We start from the raw sequence: 26121 nt of genomic DNA, 5'->3' as shown, positions 1-26121 counted from the left end.
ATGGATCAACAGACCAGCACCGACACCCCAGAAGGAAACCGACACAAAACTAGCCGCCTAACTCACGCTGGCCTCATCCGCCTTGACAAATTCCGCTGGCCTGCGCCGGGAACACTTGGACGGACGCGCTTTCGCTCGCAGGAGCGTGCGACAGTGACGTTCTCAAACGTGCTCTCCGTGGATGCGTAGAGCCCAAAGCCGCCGCTCCGGACAACGGTGTCGCGACCCTCCAGGATCTGAACGCCGTTCAACGTGACGGTGATACGGTCACCGTGGATCGCTGCACCAAATTCGACGGGACCTGTCAACGGGTTGCTGAGGGATACCGTGCCCACCGCGACCGGACCCGACGCGTGAGCCTCCCGGATGATACTCGCGTACTGAGTTCTACTGCTCGTCTTGCCGAGGTGGATCCGGTACCCATAGGAGTCCGAGGTGTCTCGCAGCGAGATGCCTGCGGTGCCGACGGATCCATTGATCGTGACCGTGGCCTGCGCGACATAGTCGCACGTCTCGGAGAAGCGTGACGGCAGTGTCGAGTCGGCCAGTACGTGCGCCCTGCCATCGGTAGGCGTGAGCTTCAACTGACCCGAGTTGACAGACGCCTTTCCTGCGATGCCCCGCCAATTGGCCTGGTCGAGCCCTTCCTTGATCGTGATGTTGTCAAAGGCCGCGGCCCGGCCATTCGTGGAGGCGGCGGCACCACCCGTCGGCAATTGCGTGTCGTCTGCGGAGATCGACGTGTTGCCCACTGTGGCGATCAGATGCTTCCCGACTGCGGAGACGGTCAGCGTGTGCGCGCTGTCTGCGTTGATGGGCAGCTCCGTCTCCGCGAGAAGCGTAGACGTCGCGTTGTAAACCTTCACGAGCTGCAGCTTCGCGCCGCCCGATGTATTGACAACATCGGCCCGGTAGTAGTTGCGGGAATCGTGGTAGCGGAACGCGAGACCGGTCGTTGCCGTCGTCTGGTTTCGTGTCCCCGGAACGATGTCGGCAGTCACGACCACGTCGTCCGGTACGTCCTGCTGCACCGCCAACGACTGCGTGTCCGTACTCGAGGTCTGCACCAGCTGCGTGTCAGGCTGCGCGCCGCCCAGCGTCCAGGTGCCCTGCACTGGCGTCCAGCCGTCAAGGGAGCCATTGAAGTCATAGACGGTGCTGTCCAGGCTCGCGTCGGTGAACTCCTCGTTGAGCAACGGCTTCGGGGCGAAGGCCGCCTTGGCCGAGACGGTGACGAGGTTGCCGGTGCGGGTGAACGCGGTCGGGGTGCCGTTGATCTTCACCGCGCGTGCCTTCGGCGCGTTGATCGAAAGGGTGCCGGTGAAGGGGTCCCCCAGCGAGATCTGGGCGGTAGCACCCTGCAGTTCCACACTGACATCGGACACAACTCCGGAGGCTTCGATGACGGTGTCCCCGTCGTCGGCCAGCGACGATCCCTGGGTCAGCGCGTACCGCGTCAGCCCGCCGCTCTTGGCACGCTCGAGGTAGGCGGTCTCGGCGTCGGTCGCGGCAGCCCCGAACTGCCTCGACGAGGGAATCGCCTCGCGCGACAGGTAGAAGCGGCCGGTCGCTTTCGGCAGGTCGATCTCCATCGCGCTGGCCACGGAGTGATCCACCTGGGGCAGTTCGATGCGCGACGCCGTGACCGAGGGCGCGGCGCCGGCCTTGCCGGGAACAACGACCGTGTCCAGTCCTGTGGCGCCAGTAGTGGACCAGTCGTACGACAGGTAGTCGACGTCCGTGAGAACCTGCTCGCCCACGCGCACGGCGCCGTTCTCGTGGACTTTCGACGTGAGATCGGCGCCGGCCGGGGCCACGGGGACGAGCTGCACGCCGGCAACCGGTGCGGCGCCGGGCACCGTGTCGAACCCGACCGTGGCGACGTTCGTGTTCGGGTCGACGGTGACCGGATCGCCAGGGAAGTGCCAGAGCTGCCGGTAGTCGTGCGCGCCGGTGGCACCCGTGAGGTCGTCGGAGACGACCCAGAAGCCGGGCTTGACGAAGTAGACGACGCGATCGTGCGCGATCGGCCGGTAGGCCTGCGTCTTACCGCGGTAGATATCGAGGCCCGCGTTCGAGCGCCACAGCGACGTCGAGCGGGGCAGGCCGGCGGGCTGCGGTTGTCCGTCGACCTCGACGGTGTTGTGCGCCTCGGTCGTGCGGCGCATCCAGTCGTTCGTCGGGGTCGCGCTGTAGTCCCCCGCTCCGGGGTCGACGATCAGCGGACGCCCGTACGCCGCCATCACCAGGCTGAGGTCGTCGGGATGCCGATGGGAGGCCGTATAGCTGGAGTTCTGGTTGTTGATCAGCATGTACCGCGCGTCGGCGTCCCACCCGGACCGCTGGACCGCATAGCTGATCGGAAACACCGTGGACGACAGCGTCGGGACGGTGCCCTCGGTGCGCCCGGAGGCGACCCAGGTGAAGTCGGACCAGGAATTACGCTCACCGGTCCTCCGAATCGCGCTCTCGCCCGCGTCCGTGTTCGGAGAATCACCGACGAGCGCGGTCTCGAGATTCGGCTGACGGGTCGCGAACAGCGCATCCGCGATCCAATCCGCTGACTGAACAATCCCGTCGGGAAGGGTTCGCCCGTTGGCATCCGCTACTTCGATCATCGTGTTGATCAGATCCGCCACGTAGGCCTGATAGTTGAACGTCGGCTCGCGGTACACGCCGTCACCCTTCACCCAGGCGCGCAGGAACCGCTCGACAGAGCGCACCACGAACGGCTCCCAGACGAAGGACGCCGTGAACTCGGGCAGATAGACCGCCGTGACGTAGATCGCGCGGGCCATCGAGACATACCAGTTGTTTCCGACATGGATCTGCAGCACAGTCGCGAGGAGATCCGTCGTCGCGTGCACGCCGGACAGGTACGCCACGAGGTCATTCGCGTCGATGCTCGGCTCCGTGCGGAACACGGAGAACGCGCTGACGAGCTGGGTCAGCCGCTTGCCGCCCGATAGGTTGCGGTTCTGCGGCCAGCTCGGATTGTCGGCGAAGAAGTCCAGTGAGATGTCCATCCACGCCGACGCGTACGCCGCACGCTTCTGCGGGTCGCTCTCCTTCAGATAAGCGCTCGTCAGCGTCGACATGAACGCGAAGTCACTCATCAGAACCTGTGCGCTACCTGGGGCGGTCTCCGTCCCGCCCCAGGCATCCGCCCAGTCCACGTCGATCCGCTGCGCGGCATCGTCGTAGAAGTCACGGGTCACGGTGCCGAACCGGAAGGTCCCCGCCGCCAATTCGTCGGCGGTCGCGTCGCCGCCTCCTCCCCCGCCCACACCCGGGTACTCGATGCCTGTGCGGCCCGCGTAGTAGACCTTGAGCTCGGCCGCGGCGCCCGCCTCATCGCCGGCGGCAAGCTCCGCCGCCACGCGGGCGAGCCCCGGACGCGTCATGTCGAGCAGCTCACCGAGATCCGACATGTCGGTCGTGGCGGCCCGGGCCGGCGACAGACCCGTCACCATCAGAGCCAGCGCGACTGTCGTCGCAGCCCACGCATGGGCACGGCGGCGAGTGCTCCGCCGAAGAAGTCTCCGTTGCATCCCATCTCCTTCTGACACGTGAGAGTGTTCGTTGAGTCCTTCGACTGCACCCACCAGCGCCCAAGCACCCCCACGGTTCGCGCGGTCGGTCCAGGGGCGCGCGCGCGAGACTGGCCTGGTTCCGGGCCGAGGCCCCTTAGGTGACGTATCGTTAATTCACCGTAGGCTTGGTTGAGACGTTACGTCAACGGTTCGAGGGGGCTTGCAAGCGTGGCAACGCAACGGGACATCGCCCGCACAGCGGGGGTATCGGTCGCGGTCGTGTCGGCCGTGCTCAACGGCACGACCCACACCCGGATGAGCGAGGCCACCCGTGCGCGGGTCATCCAGGCCATGGAGAACCTCGACTACCAGCCCAACCAAGCGGCCCGGTCCCTGCGGCTCAACCGCACCGGCATGATCGCGCTGATCCTCCACAAGCTCGACAATCCCGTCTACACCCACCTGCTGCGCGGCGTCTACGCGGCCGCGGCCGAGCGCGGCGGGACAGTCCTGCTTGGCGACGCCGAGACGATGCGCTCCGGCAGCCAGTTCGTCACCCGGCTGCTCAGCCACGGCACCGTCGACGGCATCCTGATCCGGGATGACCGGCTGTACGACGACGACGTGATGGCCGAGCTTCGCTCCCATCCCAAGCCGATCCTCAGCCTGGACTACGCCCAGGACCACCCTTGGGTCAGCATCGACGACTGCCGCGCGGGCGAGATCGCGACCCGATTCCTGCTCAACCTGCGCCATCGCCGGATCGTCTTCATCGGTGGGGCGACCGGACACGCGTTCCGGCAGCGCTACCTCGGGTATCAGCAGGAGATGCAGCAGGCCGGGCTGGAACCGGCGCCGCACCTGGCCACCGGGTTCGGTGAGCAGGCCGGTGCCGACGGGCTGCGACAGGCTCTGCAGCTGCCGGCCGCGCCGACCGCGGTCGTGGTGAACAACATCATGAGCGCCGTCGGGGTACTGGCCGCCGCCCGGGACCTCGGCATCGCCGTACCCGACCAGCTGTCTGTCGTCGGGATCCACGACGTCGGCCTGATGGAACACCTGCGCCCCGCCGTGACCGCGGTCCGGATGCCCATGTACGAGCTCGGCCGGGCCGGCGTCCACGGGCTGTACGAGCTGATGGCGGGACGCCCCTGCGCCGGCGGCATCATCGCCAATCCCGAGCCCGAGCTTGTCGTCCGCGACTCGGCGACAGCCCTGGCCGACGCCTGACCAGGCGCCGGCGGGTCAGAGCGGCCCACGAGCTCGAACAGTAACGTCAAACAGACGTCAAGTAAAGGGCGACACTAAACTGACGTGACGTTATGTCATTACAGTGCTTACGAGAGCCCTGCGGTAGGCCCCGTGACACCTCCCTACCGATCTGCAGCTCACCAGTGGAACGTCGGCGAGCCCGCCGGTTGCTCCCGTCACTCCATCGTCCGGCGGTACCAGTCACGTACACCGACGTTGGACAGGGGAGCATCAGATGATAGTTCCAGCGCCCGTCCCGCACCGAAGTCTCCTTGTGCATTGGCATTCCGGCGTAGCCCTCGGGGTACGTGTGGCACCTCGAGGGGACCGTACCCGACAGCGTGGATGTCGTCCGGATCTGCGGTCTGGTGGACCGGGACCGAACGGCCGCGGGCGTGGTTGGCCATGGCCGCCACCGTAACCAGGGCGGCGCCCAAGTCAATACTCCTCTCGCGGTTTCCATCGCGCGTGCTCACAGTGTTCTCCTTCCCTCCACCGGAAAATCTCGGCTCTGGCCGAATGCTGTTGGGGGTGGCCGTCGGCGCCGCGGTCGGACAGTCGACAGCGGCCGTCCTGAGCACCAACCTCGCCCAAGCCGAAGCCGTCATCACGTCCGACACCTTGGTGGACGTCGACACCTCGCCAAGACCGTGCGTTTCCAGTACCCCCGGCCTGTGATCCCTACGGCGTCGAGGCAGCGGTCAACCTCGCCTTGATCGCTCGCTATTACGAACCCATCGCCGACCACGCAGTGTCCACGGCACGACAAATCGTGTCCTCGTCACCGGCAAACGACGGCGACAACAGCCCGTGCTCAAGCAACTGGGCGGATCCACTCCGCATCCCGCACATCGGTCTTGCGGCCCGGCACCGCCTTCATGTGCGCGGCGTTCAGCAGCCAGACCTCCATCACCTCCTCCAGGCAGTAGAACGGCGGCTTCCAATACGTCGACGTCGACTCCATCGCCGCGACCGTCACGCCGTTCTCGACCAGCCAATCGCGCATCACCCGCAGCGACCCGATCGTGGTCTTGAACGTCCGCGTCTGCGACGAACGGCTCCCCTGCCTCTTGCCCGGAATGCGCACGCAAACGGTGACCGACGCCTTGCCGACATCCAAGCCCGCCACCCGCTCGAACAACACCTCCATCGAGAACTCCCTCCGGCCTCGACTCCGACCCGCGACACCCGCGGCTGCGCACCGTCCGGAGGGCCCTCTGCCAGGACACAGACCCACGTGCTCGCAGCAACAATCCACCGGCACCCGAAGACCCCGCGCCTTACGCATCTACGGGCTCACCCGCACCAGTGTGACTCGACGTCGCCGAACGGCACCCACGATTCTCATCCCGCCGCCGCAGCGACGAAGTCGCAAGCCGTTACACATCTGGCATTCGAGGCGTGTCAGCGATGTGCAACGCGTATTTCGGCATGTTCGCGGACCGGACGTTGAGCCTTTATGGACGACCTTCCACCCCCATTTGGGCACAATCCGACCGCGCGCCAACACGTCTGTGAGTACTGCGGCGACACCTATACAGCGGCCAGATCCGACCAACGCTTCTGCTCAGATCGCTGCCGCCTCCGCAACTGGCGGAGCCGAAAACGAGTCCGCTCAGCAGAAGCAATCCAGGCTGAACACATCGCCGTCCTCGTGGCGGAAGTCGACCGTCTGCAGCGCCAAGTCACCCAACTTCAGCAGGCCAACGCCACGCTCCGGGAGCAGCTTTCCCTGGCACAGAGACGCCTGATCACAGAGTTGCCGTGGCCTCGGCGGCCGTACGGATCTTGGACATGACGCCGGCCTGTCGATGCGCTTGAGCCTCCGTAAGCTGCGGCGGCGCGGAGGTCGCGATGACACTCTGACGGGGCTGGTTCATTCGACACAGGCGAAGGGGTTGGCCCAGTCCGTGCCCGATTGACCCGGCAGCGAGAGTTCGTCCGCGTTCTCCGCCAGCAAACGCGTGTCCATCAAAAAGGCGGTGAGCCGCGGCCTGATCAACGATGTCCGCGCTATGCGGACCGCTGGAGGTGTGGGGTCAGTCGTCGAGCCACTCGTCACCAGTCTCGTCCCGATGTGGTCCGCGGTGATAACCGAGGAGGCAGGGTTCGTCGGTACGAGGATTCCTGCCGTCGCAGTCCAACTCCTGGGCTGAACGGAGCACTGGCCAGTCCCGCGTTTGCTGCTCGGTTGCGTTCACTCTTCCTCCGACAGAGCCATTGCTTGGAGCGGCCAGGGCGACAGGGCAGGAGAACGCGCTCAACCGCCGCCCTGGCCGGTGACTACACCTTAGGGAGCGGTCTGCGCGCGCTGAAGAAAGTTGCTTGCAATTTCTCGCGAAGGTGTTGACTGTTGCGCGAGCATTCCCGCACGCTGAGTGAACAGCCGGAGTTACCGACCGCCTCACCCAGGAGACGCACATGGACCACAAGCAGCCCGAACAGCTCGAACACATCGCTACCGACCCGAACACCGGGAAGGACGGCTGCCCGTCGTACTACGCGACCGACGACGGTCGATTCATCGTGCAGGGCTACAAGCTCACCAGCGACCACGCCCGCGGCCAGCTCGTGAACTTCCCCGACGGCGAGGACGCGGTCATCATCACGAAGGGCCTCGCGGACCTGATCGTTGCGCACCACACCGGTACGACAGCGTGACCGACTCAACCTTCGTCAGTGCCGGACCGGAGTTCGTCCAGTTCGCCCGCAGCTACCAGCACACGGCGTATCGGCTGGAGGTGCGGGACAACTACGCCGACCCCGGCGAAGCCGAACACGTGCAGAAGTTCCTCACAGGACAGCCCAGCGACGACTCCTGGATGGAAGACTGGATGGGCCTGATCCTCCGGCGCACGCTGGAGGGCCAGCGCGTCGAGCGCGTTCGTGTCGTCACCGAACCCTGGTCGGACTACACCCGCTTCGGACTCAACCTGTCCCGGCTCAACACCGCAGCGGGCGAAGACATCCGCTACATCGCACGCGACCGCGCCGACGAGCTGGGCCTACCGACGTACGACTACTGGCTGCTCGACTCGCACAAGATGTGCATCTTGCGCCACGACGATCAGGACGTCCTACTCGGCGCCGACGTGATCCATGACCCCGCGGTGGTCGTCGAACACGCGCACTACCGCGACATCGCACGGCGGTTCGCGTTGCCCAGGGCCGACTATCTTGGCACCTTCGACGACGAGTTCCTCCGCAAGAACAACATCAACAAGTAAGCGAGCGTGGGTGTCCAGTTTCCAGCGAGCGCGCGAGGCGCTCGGCAACCGGCTTCGGGAGATGAGGCTGGACGCCCACCTCACCGGCCGCCGCCTCGCCAGCGAGGCCGGCTGGCCACCCTCCAAGATTTCCAAGATCGAGGCCGGCCGGCAGACACCGTCCGACACCGACGTCACCACCTGGGCCCGGATCTGCGATCGCGAGCAACTCGTCCCCGAACTCGTCGCGACCCTGCGGTCACTGGAGCAGCAGTACGTCGAGTTCCGGCGCATGTTCCGTACCGGACTCCCCTCCCGGCAACGATCGATCGCCGAGATCGAGTCGAAGACCGAACTCACCCGCAACTTCGAGCCGTGTTTCGTCCCGGGCCTGCTCCAGACAGCCGAGTACGCCAGGTACCGATTCGCAGAAGGCGACCCCGACGAGTCCGAACGCGGCGTACCGAAGAGCGAAGCCGAACTCGAAGAAGCCATCGCGGCCCGCATGGACCGGCAACGAGTCCTGCACCGCGGCGACAAGCGATTCCACTTCGTCATGACCGAAGCCGTGCTCCGCTACCAGGTCTGCCCACCCGACGTCATGACCGGCCAGATCGGCCACCTCATCTCCATGACCACACTCCCGACCATCCGCGTCGGCATCATCCCGTTCGGCGTACCACTCAGCGTCGGCCCACTCCACGGCTTCTACCTCTACGACAATAAACTCGCCATCGTCGAACTCTTCACCGCCGTACTCAACATCAGCCAGTCAGACGAACTCGCAGCCTACGAACGAGTCTTCGGCCACCTCGCCAATGCAGCCGCCTACGGCGACGACGCCCGAGCCATCCTCACCCGAACACTCGGCCAGCAGCAGGCAACACATCACACACCCGCCGGCGAATGACGACGAGGCCACACCCAACCTTGCTACGCCCGAGCTGGCCAGCCAGCGTGGCTCTGAAAGTACTGTGTGGCTTCCGGTGCCTCCGAGAACTCGAGCAAGCTGCCGACCTTGGCGGCCAGGATCCCCCGGACTTCAGTCGGCGTCGCGAAGAAGAACTCTCGCCGGAGATTGACCTGGTTCAGCCGCCGATCCGCGAACGCTGCATGGAGTTCGTTCTCCAATGTCACTGCGTCATCAGAGAAGTACAGTGCATGAACGTCGAACGGAAAGGGAACTGAGGCATCGCCCAGCTCCCGGATCCGGTCGAGCGGCTCGAGTCTGCGCGTGAGCCCGATCTTCACGACGTCCTTGCCGAAGGCACCGATGTTGCTGATGACATACACATATCCGGCTCGGATGTTGGCAGCCCGGAAGTCGTTCAACTCGATAGCCTTATCGATCTCACCAAGATGTGCTTCGAGTTCGGCGGCCTCCTCGAGTTTGCCCTGGTCCTTCAATGCCTGCAGGGCGTTCAAGTAGTGCGTTCGCTCCTTATCGAGGCGTTCGCGCTCGGCCGCAAGTTCCTGTTCTGCTTTGCGTTCTTCGCGGAGTCGTTCGCGTTCCTCGCGCGCTTGCTCGCGCTCCTCCTGCACCTTCATCAGGTAGTCCGCGGTGAGTTCGATCTCCTCAAGTCTGAGAGCGTGATAGTCCGGGGAGATCCGCATCTCCATCATGCTGCCCAGCCGCGCGATGGTCTCAACCGAGGCTTCAAGCCGCTTCTTCGCCGTTGCCACAGCGCCGACCCGCAGAGATCGGACGCAGTTATCGGCCTCGGCGTTGTAGGCCCGGAGCATCAGTTTGGCGAAGTCGGATGTCATCTTCCGTCCCTTCGCCAAGGAGTTGTTGTACGAGAACATGTCCGAGGCGAGCACAGCTTCTTTGGAGCGTACGCGCGTCTTGGTGCGCTCTCGTAGGTCGGCGAGCCGTTCCCTGTAGGCGTCGGCATTCTCCAGTGGGTGGTGGTATTCGTAGATCCCCACCTGCTGCAGCAACAGCGCATCGTTGAGTTCCACCAGTTGCGCGCGGAGGTCCGCTGCCGACTGCTCCAGGTCGTCGCCGCCATCCGACGAACCTTGGCGCCGCAGACTCTCAACCGAAGCACGGAGATCGGCAAGCTTCTTCGTCTCTGCAGCGATCTCATCTCGCAGTGCAGCCAACCGCTGGCGCTCACCAGCCGGTGCCTCATCGTCGGACAGCGGCAGGGTCGGCTCCGACCCAATGTCCTGCTTGGGAGCCGAACCAGCATCCGGCAAGGCGACCTCGGCAGCCTCGACCGCGGGTTCAGTAGCACGGTGTTTCGGTCTCGGCGATCCGGTCTGTCCGCCGTCGTCAGGAATCCAGAACGCCCAATTGACAGGCGCTGGTGGCCAGGACGGGTCCGGCAACCAACCGTCCGGCGGCACCCAACCTTCTGGAGGGGTCGGCCAGCCCGGAGGGGTGTTGAATCTGAAGCCCTGCATGTCTCATCCTCCGTTCAGTGCCCGCGTACGCCGGCCGACGTGTCGATGCGTGCGAGGGCATGCGGATTCTTCGAGAGCACCGCCTTGAGGTACTTCAATGTCTCGGCGGGCGTGACCCGGGCCAGATCAATCGCGCCGAACGTCGCACGATCGACAGCAACCGCGATCAGCGGCGTGAACGTCTCTTGCCCGGTGGCAGGGTCGATGTGCGCAACGCCACCAGCGAGGGAGATGCTGTCGATCTTTCCCTCCCGGTCCGACTCCCAGACTTCGTGCAACGTCCTCAGAACCATGTTCTCGACCACCGACGAATACCGGTCGCGTTGCTCCTTCAGCGTCTGCGGAGACTCGGCAATTTCGTCCTTTGCCTTCACATATTTGTACTGGCGGACCGTGGGGAGGTCTTCCGGTTGCGGGAAGGTCAGGCTGACGCGCAGCTCGCGCGACTCCTGGTCGTATTCGTAGTCGACCGCCCAGGTAATGCTGTCGGGGTACACCGAGTTGCCGAACACGATCCCGACGTACTCAGTCACCGCGTCCTGCTTGCCCGCCTGGAAGTTATGGATCAGGACGTCCAGCTCAGCGTTTGCGGCATCAACCTCGGCCTCGCGAGTCTGGCACTCCTTGTCATAGCGTGCCCGATCCAAGGCCAGGCTCTGAAGTCGCTGTTCCTCGGCGGCGGTGTGCGCCGTCAATTGCTCCAACTGTCGCATCGGGATCGATGCCGAGTACGCCTGCCATTGCCGGTGCTGCTCCTCGAATGCTGCCCGCGCCGCAGCAACCGCGCCAGCGTGCTTCTTCTTGCCGGTGAGTGCGGAAAGTCCCTTCGGTGCCTCCGGCTGCACGAACACCGGCTCCGGAGGCACCTGAATCGGAGCCGGCGGAGGAACCGGAGCCTGATACTTCGATTCGAACGGCGGATGCGAGGCGGACTTCCGCAACTTCTCCAGGTCGACGTAGTCGTCGACCTTCAGCGTCGCCTCGAGGATGCTGTCGATCTCCGCCAACTGCATCTCCAGCTGCGCGTTCATCGCCGCTACCTTCGACTCCTGTGCGGCGATGTGAAGCTGTTTCGCCTCCCGCTCGGCCTCCGCAGCAGCCCTCACGTCAGCCTTGGCCGCCGCCGCTCTCGCCCTCTGAGCAGCGTTGAAGGCACGTTCGGCCTCCCGCTGCGCCCGCAGCTGCTCCCTCACAGCCGCAGCTTGCGCCCGCTCACGCTCGCGCTGCGCGACCGCAGCCTGGTGCTGCATCTCAGCGAAGAAACCACGCCTTCTACCCATTTCCACCCCATAAACACACGCGTCGGATCGACGCGCCCATCCCCAAGGCCCACACCCCATGAGCCTCCTGTGCACCGTGCACCATAGTTGCAATCCGTGACCAAATCCACCCTTCAAGCGACCGCTTCTGCGAGAGCTGCCTAGCCCGAGCCTGCTGCGGCACGACCCACGAGTCCCGATCGTCAGCACGTCCACACGCGTTCGAGTCCGCGGCCGCTGTCACTAGGCCGACCTTGATCCTCGATTCCCGTCCTGCTTCAGACGTTGAGCTGCCGCACATCAACTACGGGCGGAGGCGCGGCAATGGCGTATGTGAAGGATCAGTGGACTCGGGGCGTGAAGCAGGCGGATGGGTCGACGGTACGGGTCCGGACTGCCAGGTGGGGACACGGGAAGCGGTGGCTGGCGGGATGGATTGATCCCGAGGGGCGTGAGCGGACGAAGGCGTTCACCACCAAGGCGCCAGCTGAGCGGCATGCGAATGCTATGGAGACGGATCGGGAGCGTGGGGAGTACATCGATCCGGAGGCTGGGAAGGTTCGGTTTGAGGAGGTTGCGGGGCGGTGGTTGGGTTCGCGGGTGGTGGATCCCTCTACTGCCATTAAGTACGAGTCGGCGCTTCGGTTGCATGTGAGTCCAGTGTTTGGGCGGCGGCAGCTCAGGACGATCAAGCCGTCGGAGATCGCGGCGTGGGTTGCGGATTTGGATGCGCGGTTCGGGGCGTCTACGGCGCGTACGGCGTACCTGGTCTTGCATGGGACGCTCGATCTGGCGGTGGATGACGAGAGCCCCAAGAGGAATCCGGCCAAGGCGCGGGTGGTCAAGGTGCCGACGTCGAAGGGCGGGAAGGTTGTCGCTTGGGGTGATGACGTCGTACTGCGGATAGTTGAGGGGCATCCGCCGGTGTACAGGCCGATCGCGTCCCTCGGAGCGGCGTGTGGGCTGCGGCAGGGTGAGTTGTTCGGGCTGGCGGAGGAGGACGTCGACTTCGATGGGATGGTCATCCACGTTCGGCGGCAGGTGAAGAAGCTCGGGAGCGAGTTCGTGTTTGCTTTGCCCAAGAACGACACTGAGCGGACCGTGCCGATGTCGGACGGGACGGCGCTGATCCTGAAGGAGCACATCGAGGCTCACGCGCCACGCCCGTACACGTTGCCTTGGGAGAAGACTGACGGGGAGCCGCGGACCGTCAAGCTCATGTTCCGGTGGACGGATGACAAGCACATCCGGGCACGGACGTACGACGAGTTGGTGTGGAAGCCGGCGTTGTTTTACGCGGGCGTGATCGCGGAGCCGAAGACGGACCGGCGCGGGCGGCGGCAGTACATCTCCAGTCGGGAGAACGGGATGCATGCGTTGCGGCACTACTACGCGAGCATCACGCTGGCTGACGGCGTCAACATCAAGGAGTTGGCGGAGTACCTCGGGCATGGCGATCCCGGGTTCACACTCAGGCTGTACACCCACATGCTGCCGTCGTCGCACGAGCGAGCGCGGAAGGCTGTGGACTCCAGGCTCACGAGACTGTTCTCTCTGAAATCTCACGGAGCAGTCACGGAGCAGGCCGTCGTCCGCTCCCCCACTGCCTCCTGGGAGCCGGACGGCGGCCTGTACCCTGACCAGCCTCAGATCAGCCTCTGACCTGCGGAAACGTCTACCGGATGCGCATGCCGGAGATCGCGCGGGCGATGACCAGGCGCTGGATCTCGCTGGTGCCTTCGAAGATGGTGTAGATCTTGGCGTCTCGGTGCATGCGTTCTACCGGGTACTCGCGGGTGTAGCCATTTCCGCCCAGGATCTGGATGGCTTCTTCGGTGACCTTGACGGCGACCTCGCCGGCCTTGAGTTTGGCCATCGAACCTTCGCCGTTGCGGTAGTCCGGCGTCTCACCACGCATCAGGGCAGCAGACATATTGCCCGCGCGCCAAACCAGCAGCCGGGCCGCGTCGATCTCCAGGGCCATGTCGGCGAGCTTGAACGCAATGCCCTGGTTGTCGATGATCGGCCGGCCGAACTGCTCGCGCCCCTTGGCATAGTCGAGGGCAAACTCGTACGCCGCCCGCGCGATCCCCACCGCCTGCGCGGCAACAATATGGCGAGTCATCTCAAACGTCGCCATCGAAGCGTTGCGCCCGTTGTTGCCCTCCTTAGGCTCACGTGCCTTGGCCAAGCGGGCGTCCAATTTCTCCTTACCACCAAGCACATTCGCGCCAGGGATCCGCACGTTGTCAAAGAAAACGTCCGCGGTATGCGACGCCCGGAGACCATGCTTCCTCAGCTTGGTCCCCCGTTCGAGCCCCTTCACCTCAGACTTCGGTACGACGAACGCGGCCTGCCCCTTCGTCCCGAGCGACGGGTCCACAGTGGCGACGACGACGTGGATGTCGGCGATCCCGCCGTTCGTGGCCCACGCCTTCTGCCCGTTGATCACCCACTCGTCCGACTTCTCGTCGTACGTCGCCCGAGTGCGGATCGCGGACACGTCCGAACCGGCACCCGGCTCGGACGAACAGAACGCGGCCACCCGCACGTCGTCCGGGGTGCCGTAGCAGCGCGGCATCCACTGGCTCCACTGCTCCGGCGTCCCGTTGGAGAAGATCGCCGAACTCGCCAGCCCGGTGCCGGCCAGCGACATACCGATCCCCGCGTCACCCCAGAAGAGTTCCTCGTGCACGAGCGGCATCAGCAGGCCGGATGGGTCGATGAACAGGTTGATGCTCGAGTCCAGGCCGTAGAGACCGATCTTGGCGGCCTCCTGGATCACCGGCCACGGAGTCTCTTCACGCTCGTCCCACTCAGATGCGGCCGGGCGCATCACGTCCGCGGCAAACACATGGGCCCAGTCGCGGATCTCTTTCTGATCCTCATTCAGAGCCAGCGAGAAGGTGCTCCAGCCCGGCTTGGCCCGCTCGGCGCCGAGCTCACCAGCCAGTGCCATAACGTCCGCGGACGCGATCGGCTTCGGGTCGGTCATAGTCATCAAGGTCCTCCGGCGAGGCTGCAAGGGTCAACAGAGGTGCAAGGGTCAACAACTGACGCGACAACGATGTTACCCACGAGTGTAACCGTCGTTTGCACCAGGGGGCGCCGCTCTGACTATGATCGGGGAATGAGCTCCGCGCTGCTCGCGATCGGACGCCGCCGTACCACGGCGGAGCGTCGTCGCGACCGGGAGCGGGACATCATCCGGGCCACCCGCGAACTGTTCGACGAGCGCGGCACGATCGACGCGCAGATCGACGACATCGCCAAGCGGGTCGGCATCAACAAGGCCCTGATCTACCGGCACTTCGCCGGCAAGGAAGAGCTGTTCGCGCTCACCCTGGTCGACTATCTCGGCGAGCTGGACGAGCGGCTGGAAGGCGTCGACTCGGTACGGCGGGCGCCGCTCAACCGGCTACGAGCGCTCAGCGAGGTGTTCGTCGACTTCTGCCTGGAATATCCGGCCTTCGCGGACTGCGCGATGAGCCTGCTGCGGCGTACCGGGGACGAGTTGTTCGGCGAGATCACCGAGCCGGTGATGACGAAGCTGGGCTCGGCGATGGCGGCCGCGCTGGAGCGGATCTCGGCGATCCTCAAGGCCGGGCAGAAGTCCGGGGTGTTCGACGAGGCCGACACCGCCTACCTGGCCAACCACCTCTACACCCAGACCCTCGGCTCACTGCACATGGCCCGCGTCGGCCTGATCGTCTCCGGCAGCCAGGCCGGTGACGGGCCGGGGCATCCGGTGGTGCACCATGCCGACATCTCGACCGTCCGGTCGACCGCGATCACCGCCACCCTCGCCACCGCCGTGGGCCGCAAGGCCTTCCAACCCACCCGGCGCTCCACAGCACGCGAAGCAGGAGAGAAACCGTGACCGAGACCCGCAAGGTGGCCGTTGTCGCCGGCAACCGAATCCCGTTCGCCCGGCAGGACAAGACCTACCGGCACGCCTCCAACTCCGACATGCTCACCGCCGCCCTCAACGGTCTCGTCGACCGCACCGGCCTCGGCGGCCAGGAGCTCGGCGAAGTCGTCGCCGGCGCCGTCCTCAAGCACGCCCGCGACTGGAACATGGTCCGCGAGGTCGTCCTCGGCTCCAAACTCGCCCCCACCACCCCCGCGTACGACCTCCAGCAAGCCTGCGGTACGGGCCTCGAAGCCGCGGTCCTGGTCGCGAACAAGGTCGCCCTCGGCCAGATCGACGCGGGCATCGCGGGTGGCGTCGACACCGCCTCCGACGCGCCGATCGCGGTCAACGACGAGCTGCGCAACATTCTGCTCGAGCTCAACCGCGCGAAGACCGTGCCCGACCGGCTCCGGGTGCTGGCCCGGATCCGCCCGAAGGACATCGTCCCGGAGATCCCGCGCAACGCCGAACCCAGGACCCGCAAGTCGATGGGCGATCACGCCGCCCTGACCGCGCTCGAATGGGGTATCACCCGCGAAGCGCAGGACGAGCTCGCCTACCGATCCCACGTCAACCTCGCCGCGGCGTACGATCGCGGCTTCCAGGACGACCTGCTCACGCCGTACCTCGGTCTCGAGCGGGACCAGAACCTCCGCCCCGACACCACGATCGAGAAGCTGGCCAAGCTGAAGCCCGTGTTCGGCAAGGGCGAGACCGCGACCATGACGGCCGGCAACTCCACTCCCCTGACCGACGGCGCGTCGACCGTGCTGCTGTCGACCGACGAGTGGGCCGCCGAGCGCGGACTGCGGCCGCTCGCGTACCTGACCCACTCGCAGACCGCGGCCGTGGATTACGTGAAGGGTGCCGAGGGACTGTTGATGGCCCCCGCGTACGCCGTACCGCGGATGCTCGCGCGAGCCGGTCTGACTCTGCAGGATTTCGACTACTACGAGATTCACGAGGCGTTCGCGTCCCAGGTGCTGGCGACGCTCAAAGCGTGGGAGGATCCGATCTTCTGCAAGGAACGGCTCGGACTCGACGCGCCGCTGGGCGAGATCGACCGGGACAAGCTGAACGTCAACGGCAGTTCGCTCGCCGCCGGGCACCCGTTCGCGGCGACCGGTGGCCGGATCGTGGCCGCGCTGGCCAAGCAGCTGGACGAGAACGGCGGCGGCCGGGGGCTGATCTCGATCTGCGCCGCCGGTGGTCAGGGCGTCGTCGCCATCCTGGAGAAGTAGGAGTACGTGACCATGACGGATCGCTACCAGACCTTCACCCGGACATCGGTCGGCCGGGTCCTGGTGAAGAACCTCGGCCTGCCCGACCCGATCCCGCTGCCGCGCTGGACCGACGGATCGGCGTGGATCGACGGGCCGGTGGTGTTCGGCGCGATCGGCGACACCGACACCGGCAAGGCGATCCAGGCCTTGCTCCGCGACATCGGCGCGACCTTCAGTACTGCGGCCGAGGGCGTCGCGTCGTCCGAGTTGCGGCCCAAGGCCCTGGTGTTCGACGCGACCGGCGCCACCAGTACGGCGGACCTCACATCGCTGCAGCGCTTCTTCTCCCCCATGATCCGTCAACTCGGTTCCGCCGGCCGGGTGATCGTGGTCGGCCGGACGCCCGAGTTGTCGGCGACCCCGGAGCAGCAGATCGCCCAGCGCGCGTTGGAGGGCTTCACCCGATCGCTCGGCAAGGAGGTGAAGCGCGGCGCCACAGTCAACCTCGTGTACGTCGCCCCCGACGCGCACGACCAGGTCGACTCGACACTGCGGTTCTTCCTGTCCCCCAAGTCGGCGTACGTCGATGGTCAGGTGGTCCGGATCGGGCCCGGCCACCTGGTCGCGAACGATCCGGCCGCACCGCTCACCGGCAAGGTCGCCCTGGTCACCGGGGCCGCGCGCGGTATCGGCGCCGCGATCGCCAACGTGCTCGCCCGCGACGGCGCGACCGTGATGGGCGTCGACGTACCGCAGAACGCGAACGACCTGCGCAAGGTGATGTCGGCGATCGGCGGCAGCGAACTCCTGCTCGACGTCACCTCGATCGACGCGCCGCAGCGGATCGCAGCCCATGCCGAGGAAGACCACGGCGGCCTCGACATCGTCGTACACAACGCGGGAATCACCCGGGACAAGCGCCTCGCCAACATGCGCACCGACGCGTGGGACGCCGTACTCGACGTCAACCTCCGCGCGCCGGAGCGGATCACCGCGCACCTACTGGAATCAGGCGCGTTGCGCGACGGCGGCTCGATCATCGGGGTCGCTTCGATCGCGGGGATCGCCGGCAACAACGGGCAGACCAACTACGCGACCTCCAAGGCCGGCGTGATCGGCCTGGTCCAGGCGCTCGCGCCGACCCTGGCTGAGCGGCAGATCCGGATCAACGCGGTCGCGCCAGGGTTCATCGAGACCGAGATGACGGCGAAGGTCCCGTTCGCGATCCGCGAAGTGGGACGGCGGATCAACTCCCTGCAGCAAGGCGGTCTGCCGGTCGACGTGGCCGAAACGATCGCCTGGTACGCCGATCCAGCGTCCGCGGGCGTCACCGGCAACGTGGTTCGGGTCTGCGGCCAGAGCATGCTGGGCGCCTGAGATGCCGACCCGCCGGTACGACGACACGCCCGGATTCGGCTCGCTCTACGCCCGGACCGTCAAGGCGACGCTACGCAAGGCGGAGTACGAGCCTGACGAGGACGGGCTGACCCTGGAACTCCCGCAGGCGGCCGTCGACCAGGACCACCTGGCGGCGTACCGGGAGGTGACGGGATTCAGCCCGGGGCCGGCGTTGCCGGTGACGTATCCGCATGTACTGGCGTTTCCACTGCACCTCGATCTGATGTCGGACCCGTCGTTCCCGTACCGGCCGATGGGGATCGTGCATCTGTCCAACACGATCACCCAACTGCGGCCGATCCCGATGCATGCCGAGCTCGACATTCGCGTGCACAGCGGGCCAGAGCGGGCGCATCCGAAGGGCACGGTGTTCGACATCGAGAGCGAGGTGCGGGTCTTCAACGAGGTCGTCTGGACGGACACGACCACGCTGCTCAGTCGCTCTTCGGGGACGTCGTCCGCGCACGCCGATCTGCTGTCCGACCCTTCGCTCGAGCCGTCGGCCTGGTGGGATCTGCGTGGCAACCTCGGTCGCCGGTACGCCGCGGCGTCGGGTGACCGGAATCCGATCCATTTGTTCAAGTTGTCGGCGCAGGCGTTCGGGTTTCCGCGTCAGATCGCGCATGGGATGTGGGCCAAGGCGGCGGCGCTCGCCTCGATCCAGCGGGCCGAGGGGCTGCCGGATGCGTTCACCGTCCGGGTCGACTTCCGGAAGCCGTTGCTCCTGCCGTCCCGCGTCCAGTTCGGGCATCGCAGTACCGACGGCGTGGTCGACTTCGCCATCTACGACGAAACCCACGACCTGACCCACCTGATCGGCCAACTCCAACCCCGCTAGGCCCAGCGCCGGTCGCGACGGCTGGTTGTCTGTACCGGTCGACAGGACGTAGTCGTCTAGGACCCAGTAGCTTCACGCTCAGGGCGGCTCGGCCGGCGCGCGATAAGTCGACCACCTCCTGTCCAAATGCACGCCAGCCACAGCGGGTGGTTGGGTGGTCGGGATGTTGGGTGTCAGCGGGTGGAGGGGGTTGCGCTGGGGGTTCGGCCGAAGGTGGTGGGGAATTCGCCTTGGCGGATGGAGCGGGCGGTTAGGGTGCCGTCGGTGGTTTCGCCGGTGATGACGACCTGCTGGCCGGTCTTGAGGTCGGCGGCGGTACCGGTGCTGGTGATCTCGAACGTGGTTTCGCCGGTGAGCTTGACCGTGACGTCGCCGGTCTGGGTCTTGACGACCAACTGTTGGTCGTTCGCCGACACCACGGTCCCGACCGCGGCGTTCCCCTGTCCTGCTTGACCACCAGGACCCTGCCCCTGGCCGCGGAAGCCGCCGTACCCGGCGCCGCCTACGCCGCGACCCGCCTGCTGCTGGTTCGACGTACTGTCCGAGGCGAAGGCCGCGTGCAGCCCGGCGCCGCCGGCCAGGCCGACCGCGAGCACGACGATGCCGGTCAGGATGGCCGTTGCCATCGGCAAGTTCAGCGTCTTCTTCGGCTGCAGCGCCGCGTCGACCTCCGCATCCGACCCGATCTGGGTGAAGTCGTCGGGTGCCTGACTGCCCGGTGTCTGGTTGCCCGGTGTTTGGTTGCCCGGTGATTGGTTGCTCGGTGTCTGGCTCATCAGTGGACCTCTCTCATTCGTGGCGTAGGGCATCGATGGGGCGGAGGCCGGCGGCCCGGTGCGCGGGCATGCTGCCGAAGAACAGGCCGACGGCCGCGGACACGCCGAAGGCAAGCGCGATCGACGACGGCACCAGCACGGGCTGTACCCCGGCCAGCTCGAACCGGCTGACGATCAGCGCGGCACCCACCCCGACCGCACCGCCGATCAGGCTGAGCAGCGTCGCCTCGATCAGGAACTGGCCGAGGATCGCCTGCCGCCGCGCGCCGAGCGCCTTGCGGATGCCGATCTCGCGGGTCCGTTCGGTGACCGTGACGAGCATGATGTTGGTGACGCCGATCCCGCCGACGATCAGGCTGATCGCGGCCACCGTCGCCAGCAACGCGGTGAAGGTCGCGGCGGTGTCCTGGCTGGTCTGCAGGATCTGCGCGGAGTTCGTGATCCGGAACGGCGAGGTCTGATCCGCGGGCACCTCGTGCCGGGCCGTGAGCAACTGGGTCACCTCGGCCTGCGCCACGTCCACCCGATCCTTGCCGGCCGCCTGGACCACGATCTGGTTGAGCGCGCCGTACCCGGCCTGGGTCGCCCGCAACGTGCTGATCGGCACGACGACCGCCGCGTTCGGATCGGAGAACCCGGTGCTGTCCTTGCTCGCGAGCACACCCAGTACGGCGAAGTCGACCGACCCCAGCTTGATCGTCTGACCGACCGCGGACCCCGGTCGGCCGAAGAGCTCGGTGGCCGCCGTCTGTCCGAGGAGAACTACTCGCTGCGAGGTGTCCACGTCCTGCTGGGTGAACGTCTGGCCCGACTCGATCGGGGTATTCGTCGCCGGCAGGTACTCCGGGGTCGTGCCGATCACCTGGTTGACGGTGTAACTGGTGTCCCCGTTGGTCGCCGTACCGGTGCTCGTCATCACCGGCGCCACCGAAGCGACGTCCGGTGCCAACTGTTTGTCGGCAAGGGCTTGAGCATCGTCCATGGTCAGCGCGTACTGCTGGGCGGACGGACCCGCCTGGCCACGCATGAACCCGCCACCGCCGCCAGTCGTCGACACGGTCAGCAGGTTGGTCCCCATCGCCTCCAGCCGGTCCTGCACCGCCTTGCCGGAACCATTGCCGACAGCAACCAGCACGATGACGGCGCCGACACCGATGGAAACACCGAGCACGGTCAGCAACGAGCGCAGCTTGTTCGCACCGAGACCGCGCATGGCGGCCCCGAACAGGTCGCGGGGTGACATCAGCGGGTCACCTCGTCGGCGACGATCCGGCCGTCGGACACCTGGATCAGCCGGCGCGCGCGGCGGGCCACCTCGGTCTCGTGGGTGATCACCACGACCGTCCGGCCGTCGGAGTTCAGCTCGTCGAACATGCCGAGCACCTCGTCGGTCGAGTGCCTGTCCAGGTTGCCGGTCGGTTCGTCGGCGAGCAGGATCCGCGGACCGGTCGCCAGCGCCCGGGCGATCGCGACGCGTTGCTGCTGACCGCCGGACAGCTGGTTCGGCCGGTGGTCCTCGCGATCGGCGAGGCCGACCAGCTCCAGCGCCCGGCGGGCCCGCTGACGCCGCTCGGCCCGGCGCAGATGTGCGTAGGTGAGCGGCAGTTCGACGTTCGCGATCGCGGTGGTGCGCGGGATCAGGTTGAACGACTGGAAGATGAACCCGATCTTGCGGCCGCGGACGAGCGCCTGCTGGTCCTCGGTCAGCCGGGCCACGTTCGTCCCGTCCAGCCAGTACTCGCCCCGGCTCGGTACGTCGAGGCAGCCGAGGATGTTCATCAACGTGGACTTGCCGGACCCGGACGAACCCATCACCGCGACATACTCGCCGGCCTGGACCTGGAGGGACACGCCGCGCAACGCGTGCACCGCGGTCTCGCCGATGCCGTAGGTCTTGGTCACGTCCCGGATGTCGATCAGGACGTCACCGGCCATTGTTCGCCCCCTGGCCCTGACCTTGGCCGAACCCGCCCTGCCCACCACCGGGGAGTTGGCCGCCGCCCGGGAACTGCCCGGTCCGGCCCTGACCCGCTTGACCCGAGTTCGCCGTACCGATCGCGCCCTGGAGCAACTCGATCTGCTCCCCCTCGGCCAGCCCGGACGTGACCTGGGTGAAGCTGTCCCCCCGCACCCCGACCTGTACTTCGCGGCTCCCGCCGCCGTTGGCCATCGTCACCGTGCTCGTCGTACCGCTGGTCACGATCGCGGTACTGGGCACGTAGAGCGCGTTGGTCGCCTTCGCGGTCTGGACCAACACGTTCGCGGTCTGCCCGATCCGGGCGGTGGCCGGCAACTTGGCCAGGCTGAAGGTCGCGGAGTACGAGACGACGCCGTTGGTGGTGGTCGGGGTCGGCGAGACCGAGACGAGGGTGGCGGACAGGTTGGTGTTGGGGTCGGCGTTCAGGGTGACGGTGGCGGACTGCTTCGCCTTGATCTTGATCGCGTCGGCCTCGGGGAAGGCGGCGACCACCTGGAGCGACTTGAGGTCGGCGATGTCGACGAATCCGCCGGTGCTGGTGGCTTGACCTGAGGTTGAGGATGAGGTTCCGGTCTCTGTACCTGAGCCGGAGCTTCCGGTGCTGCCCGACGATGAGCCGGCCACAGATCCCACGGTGCCGTTGACCGCGGTGATGGTGCCGGCGATCGGCGCCTTCAGTGTGGTCGCGTCGACGGCGGCCTCGGCGGCCTCCATGTTCTGGTCGGCCTGCTCCTTGTCGGCCTTCGCGCGGGCGAGGCTGGCCTTCGCGTTGGTGACGGCGACCTCGGGATCCTGGGTCTGCGTCTGGGACTGCTGTTGGGTCTGCCCGGAGGTCGGCGTCGGCGTTGGGGAGGCCGCGGCTTCCTCGGCAGCCTCGGCGGCCTCTTCGGCGTTGGTGAGTGACTCCTCGGCGGCCTCGACCGAGTTGTCCGCGGCGATCTGGTTCTGCTCGGCGATCCGGACCTGGCGCTCGGCGGCGGTCGCGTCCACCTTCGCGATCGCGGCGCCCTTGGCGACCACCTGGCCGACCTTCACGTAGATCGCGGTCACGGTGCCGGACGTCTCGAACTGCGGCGAGGCCGACTGGGAGCTGTCCAGGGTCCCGCTCGAGCTCACGCTGGCGGTCACCTCACCACGGGCCACGGTCGCCGTCGGGCGCGTCGTACTGGCTGCCTCCGACTCGTCCCGGAAGAACAGGAGGTAGGCGGTCACGGCGATGGTGAGAACAATCACGACCAGGGCGACGTTGAGCACACTGAGGCCACGGAGTTTGTGGCGCGGGAGGACCATGGACGCAGACGTTAGGGACAGATGCTGAGGAATCGATCGGTGATTCCTGGCAACTGGCTGTGAAAATCCGGCTGCTCGCTGTGGAAAACCTGCTGATCCGGTGCTTTGGCGCGCGACACACGGTGCCAGATGCCTTCCCCACCCCACCGCCCCCGTCTATTTGTGAACGGCTGATGACAGCTAGTCACGACATGCGGCGCGGCGCCCTGTCAGGTGCGTACGGCTGGCTCGGGCATGCCAAAATGGGAATGATCCGGGTCGGCCGACCGTTGGCACGGATGACGAATCTCGGAGGTTTGACATGTCTAATCGCGTTCTGCGTGGTTCGGGGCTGGGTGGGGTCAGCTTCGAGGATGACCGTGGCGTCGAGTTCGCGCCGCGCCAGACGATCACATACGACTGCCCCCGCGGTCACGTGGTCGAGGTGACCATGGCGCACGACGCCGAGGTGCCCGCCGTCTGGGAGTGCCCGCACTGCGGCAACGAGGCCGCCCGATCCACCGGTGAGAAGCCGGAGCCGAAGCAGGAGAAGCCGGCCCGGACCCACTGGGACATGCTGCGCGAGCGCCGCAGCATCTCCGAACTCGAGGAGCTCCTCGCCGAGCGCGTCCAGCTGCTCCGCAACGGCGAGATCGGCCCGGCGCATCTCCACCGCACCCGCTCCACCGGCGGCAAGCGCACCGCCTGACCCGCAAGCCCCCGAACGGGCCGTCCCGCACCCGCGGCGACGGCCCGTTCGCCGTCTCCCCACCCCCGTCCGGCCCCGTACGCCGCTCGCCGGTTCCCCGCCGCGTACGCCGCCCGCCGGCCAGCGCCCCGTACTGCGCGGGGGCGGCGCGGGCGCTGTGCGCGGGGCGGGCGGGACTACTTGGTTTGGGTGGGTGGGGGGTCGTCGGGGGTGATGACTTCGCCTTCGACGACGTCGGGGGACATGCGGCGGCGGGCTTCGTCGGCCTGTTCGGCGGTGGGTGGGCGGTAGGTGCCGGGCATGAAGCCGGTGATGGGGTTGCCGCCGAGCTGGGCGACGATGCGGCGGCCGAGGAAGGCGGCCAGTACCTTGCGGGCCAGTGGCCGCGTGAACGGCAGGACGAAGAAGAAGCCGAAGACGTCCGTCACGAACCCCGGGGTCAGCAGCAGCGTGCCGCCGACCAGGACCAGGGCCGCGTCGGCGAGCTCCTTACCGGGCATCTTGGCGGTCTCGACGGCCTTGCGGAGGGCGTTCCAGGCGCGGCTGCCCTCACGCTTGATCAGCCAGCCTCCGAGCGCACTCTCGACAAGCAGCAGCCCGACCGTCGGCCAGCCGCCGATCACCTGGCCGATCTGGATGATCACGTAGATCTCCACGACCGGCACGACCAGCAGCGCCAACGCGACGAACCAAGGCAACCGTTTCATCTCACACCCTCTGCCATCTCGCACCCTGAGGCCCGGCTCACACCGGCACCTTCTCGCGGCTGGGAGTCGCCGCCGGCGGAGTACCGGGATCGGCAGAGCGAGTCCGGCGCCGGGCCAGCAACGCCAGCACTGCTCCCATGATCCCCAGGCCGGTCAAGGTCCACTGCGGCCAGCCGCCCAGCGTGGTCGCCAGCGTCTTGCTGTCCCGGACCGGCACCTGCGCCACGTACACGTCAGGCACGAACTGGTCGGACTTGTGCTCCACCGATCCGTCCGGCCGGACCACCCCGGAGATCCCGGACGTGGACGCGATCAGCACGGTCCGCCCGGTCTCGATCGCGCGCATCCGGGTGATGGCGAACTGCTGCTCCGGCTGCCCGGTACCGCCGTACGTCGCGTTGTTCGTCTGCACCACGAGAACCTGGGCGCCGCCCTTCATCACGTCCGCCACGACATCGTCGTACGCGACCTCGAAGCAGATCACGTCGCCGTACGTGACGTCGCCGATCTTCAGCACGCCGGGCACCTTGCCGGGAGCGGTCTGCCGGCCGACCATCTCCAGCCGCTTGATGTACGGCAGCAGCTGCTCGCGGAACGGGATGTACTCGCCGAACGGCACCGGATGCCGCTTCGCGTAGACCTGGCCCGGCCCGGTGACCGGATCCCAGACGATGCCGGTGGTCTGCCGTTCGTTCTCGCCCGGCCCTTCGAGCACCGCGCCGACCAGGATCGGTACGCCGACCGCCTTCACCGCCTGCTCGATGTCGGCCCGGGTCTCGGCGTCCTTGTACGGGTCGATGTCGGTCGAGTTCTCCGGCCAGATCACGATCTGCGGTCTCACCTCGGACCCGGCCGCGACCCGCTTCTGCAGATCGAGCGTCGCGTTCAAGTGGTTGCGGGTCACGGTGCGGGCGCGGCCGAGGAACTCCAGGCCCTTGCCCGGAACGTTGCCCTGGACCATCGCGGCCGTCACGGTCTTGCCGTCGCCGTCCTTGTCCAGCGAGATCAGTGCGCTGCCGCCGACGATCGCGACTCCGGCGACCAACGCGATCGCGCGCTGGCCAAAGGCGCTCTTGCGCCGTAGTACGGCGTACGCGAGAACGCCCAGCAGCGCGATCGCGAAGCTCAACCCGGGGATGCCCACCAGCGAGGCGAGTTTGCCCATCGGGGAATCGGAAAACGCCCAGGCGAGCCGCCCCCAGGGGAAACCGCCGAACGGCACCGAGGCCGTCGCGTACTCCGTCGCCACCCACATGCACGGGATCCAGAGCATCCACAGCCGGTGCTTCAGGGCCTGACTCGCGAACGCGCCGAAGACCGCGTAGAAGAGGCCCTCCAGGATCGCGAGGGCGATCGCCGCGTCGCCGCCGATGATGCTCAACCACGGGACCAGGACCGCGTAGTACGCGATGCCGAAGCCGGCCCCGAGCAGGATGCCGGCCTTCACCGAGACGCCGTTCAGCACCGCCAGGAACAGCGGGATCGCGACCACGATGAACCACGGATGGTCGTGCGGCTCGAAGGAGTAGCCGAGCAGCACCCCCGCGCCGACAGCCACCACCAGTCGCGGCATCAGTCGTCCGAACGCCTTCAGCCGCTCCACTCAGATTCCTCCTGGCCTCACACCGCCCGGCGGGTGCCGGTCGCACGAC

22 protein-coding genes are annotated in these 26121 nt (G+C 66.7%); 11 read left to right on the top strand and 11 right to left on the bottom strand.

Annotated elements, in window-relative coordinates; all coding sequences use genetic code 11:
- Positions 1 to 62: 62 nt before the first annotated feature.
- On the bottom strand, positions 63 to 3551 hold the full coding sequence (locus EV643_RS26250; protein WP_133802795.1) for an alginate lyase family protein: 3489 nt from the start codon (positions 3549 to 3551) through the stop codon (positions 63 to 65).
- Positions 3552 to 3761: 210 nt separating this feature from the next.
- Between EV643_RS26250 and EV643_RS26245 the strand changes: the two genes are divergently transcribed.
- Positions 3762 to 4763 (top strand): LacI family DNA-binding transcriptional regulator, encoded by a 1002-nt coding sequence (locus EV643_RS26245; protein ID WP_166665580.1) that lies wholly within the window; start codon positions 3762 to 3764, stop codon positions 4761 to 4763.
- 540 nt (positions 4764 to 5303) lie between these two features.
- Complete coding sequence (locus EV643_RS44285; RefSeq protein ID WP_166665579.1) at positions 5304 to 5462, top strand: hypothetical protein; 159 nt, start codon at positions 5304 to 5306, stop codon at positions 5460 to 5462.
- Positions 5463 to 5598: 136 nt separating this feature from the next.
- Here EV643_RS44285 and EV643_RS26235 read toward each other — a convergent pair whose 3' ends face one another.
- Complete coding sequence (locus EV643_RS26235; RefSeq protein ID WP_202869759.1) at positions 5599 to 5934, bottom strand: IS110 family transposase; 336 nt, start codon at positions 5932 to 5934, stop codon at positions 5599 to 5601.
- Between the two features lie 1271 nt (positions 5935 to 7205).
- On the opposite strand from EV643_RS26235, the gene EV643_RS26225 reads away from it, so the two are divergent.
- From EV643_RS26225 to EV643_RS26220, 3 genes are read left to right on the top strand one after another with little or no spacing between them, the layout of a single operon-like run.
- The gene (locus EV643_RS26225) at positions 7206 to 7445 is read left to right on the top strand and encodes a hypothetical protein (RefSeq protein WP_133802792.1); all 240 of its coding nucleotides are present in this window, start codon (positions 7206 to 7208) and stop codon (positions 7443 to 7445) included.
- Positions 7442 to 8011, top strand: a complete 570-nt coding sequence (locus EV643_RS44280) for a DUF6879 family protein (RefSeq protein ID WP_166665578.1) — start codon at positions 7442 to 7444, stop codon at positions 8009 to 8011. The genes EV643_RS26225 and EV643_RS44280 overlap by 4 nt, the downstream gene beginning before the upstream one ends.
- Before the next feature lie 10 nt (positions 8012 to 8021).
- Complete coding sequence (locus EV643_RS26220) at positions 8022 to 8900, top strand: helix-turn-helix domain-containing protein (protein WP_166665577.1); 879 nt, start codon at positions 8022 to 8024, stop codon at positions 8898 to 8900.
- A 23-nt stretch (positions 8901 to 8923) separates the two neighbouring features.
- Here the strand turns inward: EV643_RS26220 and EV643_RS26215 are convergent, their stop codons facing one another.
- Positions 8924 to 10399 (bottom strand): SNIPE associated domain-containing protein, encoded by a 1476-nt coding sequence (locus tag EV643_RS26215; RefSeq protein ID WP_133802790.1) that lies wholly within the window; start codon positions 10397 to 10399, stop codon positions 8924 to 8926.
- Positions 10400 to 10413: 14 nt separating this feature from the next.
- The gene (locus EV643_RS26210; RefSeq protein ID WP_133802789.1) at positions 10414 to 11649 is read right to left on the bottom strand and encodes a hypothetical protein; all 1236 of its coding nucleotides are present in this window, start codon (positions 11647 to 11649) and stop codon (positions 10414 to 10416) included.
- Between the two features lie 333 nt (positions 11650 to 11982).
- Between EV643_RS26210 and EV643_RS26205 the strand changes: the two genes are divergently transcribed.
- A complete protein-coding gene (locus EV643_RS26205; protein ID WP_133802788.1) occupies positions 11983 to 13320 on the top strand; it encodes a tyrosine-type recombinase/integrase in 1338 nt (445 codons plus the stop codon).
- A gap of 13 nt (positions 13321 to 13333) precedes the next feature.
- On the opposite strand, the gene EV643_RS26200 is transcribed toward EV643_RS26205, so the two are convergent.
- The gene (locus tag EV643_RS26200) at positions 13334 to 14653 is read right to left on the bottom strand and encodes an acyl-CoA dehydrogenase family protein (RefSeq protein WP_238165807.1); all 1320 of its coding nucleotides are present in this window, start codon (positions 14651 to 14653) and stop codon (positions 13334 to 13336) included.
- Positions 14654 to 14788: 135 nt separating this feature from the next.
- Between EV643_RS26200 and EV643_RS26195 the strand changes: the two genes are divergently transcribed.
- The 4 genes from EV643_RS26195 to EV643_RS26180 are packed head-to-tail and all read left to right on the top strand — an operon-like array spanning position 14789 to position 19030.
- On the top strand, positions 14789 to 15538 hold the full coding sequence (locus tag EV643_RS26195) for a TetR/AcrR family transcriptional regulator (RefSeq protein WP_133802787.1): 750 nt from the start codon (positions 14789 to 14791) through the stop codon (positions 15536 to 15538).
- The gene (locus tag EV643_RS26190; protein WP_133802786.1) at positions 15535 to 16812 is read left to right on the top strand and encodes an acetyl-CoA C-acetyltransferase; all 1278 of its coding nucleotides are present in this window, start codon (positions 15535 to 15537) and stop codon (positions 16810 to 16812) included. The genes EV643_RS26195 and EV643_RS26190 overlap by 4 nt, the downstream gene beginning before the upstream one ends.
- Before the next feature lie 12 nt (positions 16813 to 16824).
- Positions 16825 to 18171 carry a 3-oxoacyl-ACP reductase gene (locus tag EV643_RS26185; RefSeq protein WP_133802785.1) on the top strand — a complete coding sequence of 449 codons (1347 nt, stop codon included), beginning with the start codon at positions 16825 to 16827 and terminating at the stop codon, positions 18169 to 18171.
- A gap of 1 nt (position 18172) precedes the next feature.
- A complete protein-coding gene (locus tag EV643_RS26180; RefSeq protein ID WP_133802784.1) occupies positions 18173 to 19030 on the top strand; it encodes a MaoC family dehydratase in 858 nt (285 codons plus the stop codon).
- A 173-nt stretch (positions 19031 to 19203) separates the two neighbouring features.
- On the opposite strand, the gene EV643_RS26175 is transcribed toward EV643_RS26180, so the two are convergent.
- From EV643_RS26175 to EV643_RS26160, 4 genes are read right to left on the bottom strand one after another with little or no spacing between them, the layout of a single operon-like run.
- Positions 19204 to 19806: a hypothetical protein gene (locus tag EV643_RS26175; RefSeq protein ID WP_133802783.1), complete on the bottom strand. Its 603-nt coding sequence runs from the start codon at positions 19804 to 19806 to the stop codon at positions 19204 to 19206.
- Between the two features lie 13 nt (positions 19807 to 19819).
- Positions 19820 to 21049, bottom strand: a complete 1230-nt coding sequence (locus EV643_RS26170; protein WP_133802782.1) for an ABC transporter permease — start codon at positions 21047 to 21049, stop codon at positions 19820 to 19822.
- Complete coding sequence (locus tag EV643_RS26165; protein ID WP_133802781.1) at positions 21049 to 21741, bottom strand: ABC transporter ATP-binding protein; 693 nt, start codon at positions 21739 to 21741, stop codon at positions 21049 to 21051. Before EV643_RS26165 ends, EV643_RS26170 begins: the two co-directional genes overlap by 1 nt.
- A complete protein-coding gene (locus EV643_RS26160) occupies positions 21731 to 23074 on the bottom strand; it encodes an efflux RND transporter periplasmic adaptor subunit (RefSeq protein ID WP_133802780.1) in 1344 nt (447 codons plus the stop codon). Before EV643_RS26160 ends, EV643_RS26165 begins: the two co-directional genes overlap by 11 nt.
- Positions 23075 to 23375: 301 nt before the next feature.
- On the opposite strand from EV643_RS26160, the gene EV643_RS26155 reads away from it, so the two are divergent.
- Positions 23376 to 23762, top strand: a complete 387-nt coding sequence (locus EV643_RS26155; RefSeq protein WP_133802779.1) for an RNA polymerase-binding protein RbpA — start codon at positions 23376 to 23378, stop codon at positions 23760 to 23762.
- Between the two features lie 176 nt (positions 23763 to 23938).
- Here EV643_RS26155 and EV643_RS26150 read toward each other — a convergent pair whose 3' ends face one another.
- Positions 23939 to 24469: an FxsA family protein gene (locus EV643_RS26150; protein ID WP_133802778.1), complete on the bottom strand. Its 531-nt coding sequence runs from the start codon at positions 24467 to 24469 to the stop codon at positions 23939 to 23941.
- Between the two features lie 37 nt (positions 24470 to 24506).
- A complete protein-coding gene (gene lnt / locus EV643_RS26145) occupies positions 24507 to 26072 on the bottom strand; it encodes an apolipoprotein N-acyltransferase (protein ID WP_133802777.1) in 1566 nt (521 codons plus the stop codon).
- Positions 26073 to 26121 lie beyond the last annotated feature (49 nt).

The sequence above is a fragment of the Kribbella caucasensis genome, assembly GCF_004361855.1.
In the GTDB taxonomy this organism is placed as follows: Bacteria; Actinomycetota; Actinomycetes; order Propionibacteriales; family Kribbellaceae; genus Kribbella; species Kribbella caucasensis.
Note: the sequence above shows the minus strand (reverse complement) of the source record. Positions and strands in the feature narration are given on the sequence as shown.

What these genes read in the sequence shown, in the direction of transcription:
- EV643_RS26250 (WP_133802795.1), bottom strand. Translation starts at nt 3,551, where the DNA reads ATGCAACGGAGACTTCTTCGGCGGAGCACTCGCCGCCGTGCCCATGCG.
- EV643_RS44285 (WP_166665579.1), top strand. Translation starts at nt 5,304, where the DNA reads ATGCTGTTGGGGGTGGCCGTCGGCGCCGCGGTCGGACAGTCGACAGCG.
- EV643_RS26235 (WP_202869759.1), bottom strand. Translation starts at nt 5,934, where the DNA reads ATGGAGGTGTTGTTCGAGCGGGTGGCGGGCTTGGATGTCGGCAAGGCG.
- EV643_RS26225 (WP_133802792.1), top strand. Translation starts at nt 7,206, where the DNA reads ATGGACCACAAGCAGCCCGAACAGCTCGAACACATCGCTACCGACCCG.
- EV643_RS26215 (WP_133802790.1), bottom strand. Translation starts at nt 10,399, where the DNA reads ATGCAGGGCTTCAGATTCAACACCCCTCCGGGCTGGCCGACCCCTCCA.
- EV643_RS26210 (WP_133802789.1), bottom strand. Translation starts at nt 11,649, where the DNA reads ATGCAGCACCAGGCTGCGGTCGCGCAGCGCGAGCGTGAGCGGGCGCAA.
- EV643_RS26205 (WP_133802788.1), top strand. Translation starts at nt 11,983, where the DNA reads ATGGCGTATGTGAAGGATCAGTGGACTCGGGGCGTGAAGCAGGCGGAT.
- EV643_RS26200 (WP_238165807.1), bottom strand. Translation starts at nt 14,653, where the DNA reads ATGACCGACCCGAAGCCGATCGCGTCCGCGGACGTTATGGCACTGGCT.
- EV643_RS26195 (WP_133802787.1), top strand. Translation starts at nt 14,789, where the DNA reads ATGAGCTCCGCGCTGCTCGCGATCGGACGCCGCCGTACCACGGCGGAG.
- EV643_RS26185 (WP_133802785.1), top strand. Translation starts at nt 16,825, where the DNA reads ATGACGGATCGCTACCAGACCTTCACCCGGACATCGGTCGGCCGGGTC.
- EV643_RS26180 (WP_133802784.1), top strand. Translation starts at nt 18,173, where the DNA reads ATGCCGACCCGCCGGTACGACGACACGCCCGGATTCGGCTCGCTCTAC.
- EV643_RS26175 (WP_133802783.1), bottom strand. Translation starts at nt 19,806, where the DNA reads ATGAGCCAGACACCGAGCAACCAATCACCGGGCAACCAAACACCGGGC.
- EV643_RS26170 (WP_133802782.1), bottom strand. Translation starts at nt 21,049, where the DNA reads ATGTCACCCCGCGACCTGTTCGGGGCCGCCATGCGCGGTCTCGGTGCG.
- EV643_RS26165 (WP_133802781.1), bottom strand. Translation starts at nt 21,741, where the DNA reads ATGGCCGGTGACGTCCTGATCGACATCCGGGACGTGACCAAGACCTAC.
- EV643_RS26160 (WP_133802780.1), bottom strand. Translation starts at nt 23,074, where the DNA reads ATGGTCCTCCCGCGCCACAAACTCCGTGGCCTCAGTGTGCTCAACGTC.
- EV643_RS26155 (WP_133802779.1), top strand. Translation starts at nt 23,376, where the DNA reads ATGTCTAATCGCGTTCTGCGTGGTTCGGGGCTGGGTGGGGTCAGCTTC.
- EV643_RS26150 (WP_133802778.1), bottom strand. Translation starts at nt 24,469, where the DNA reads ATGAAACGGTTGCCTTGGTTCGTCGCGTTGGCGCTGCTGGTCGTGCCG.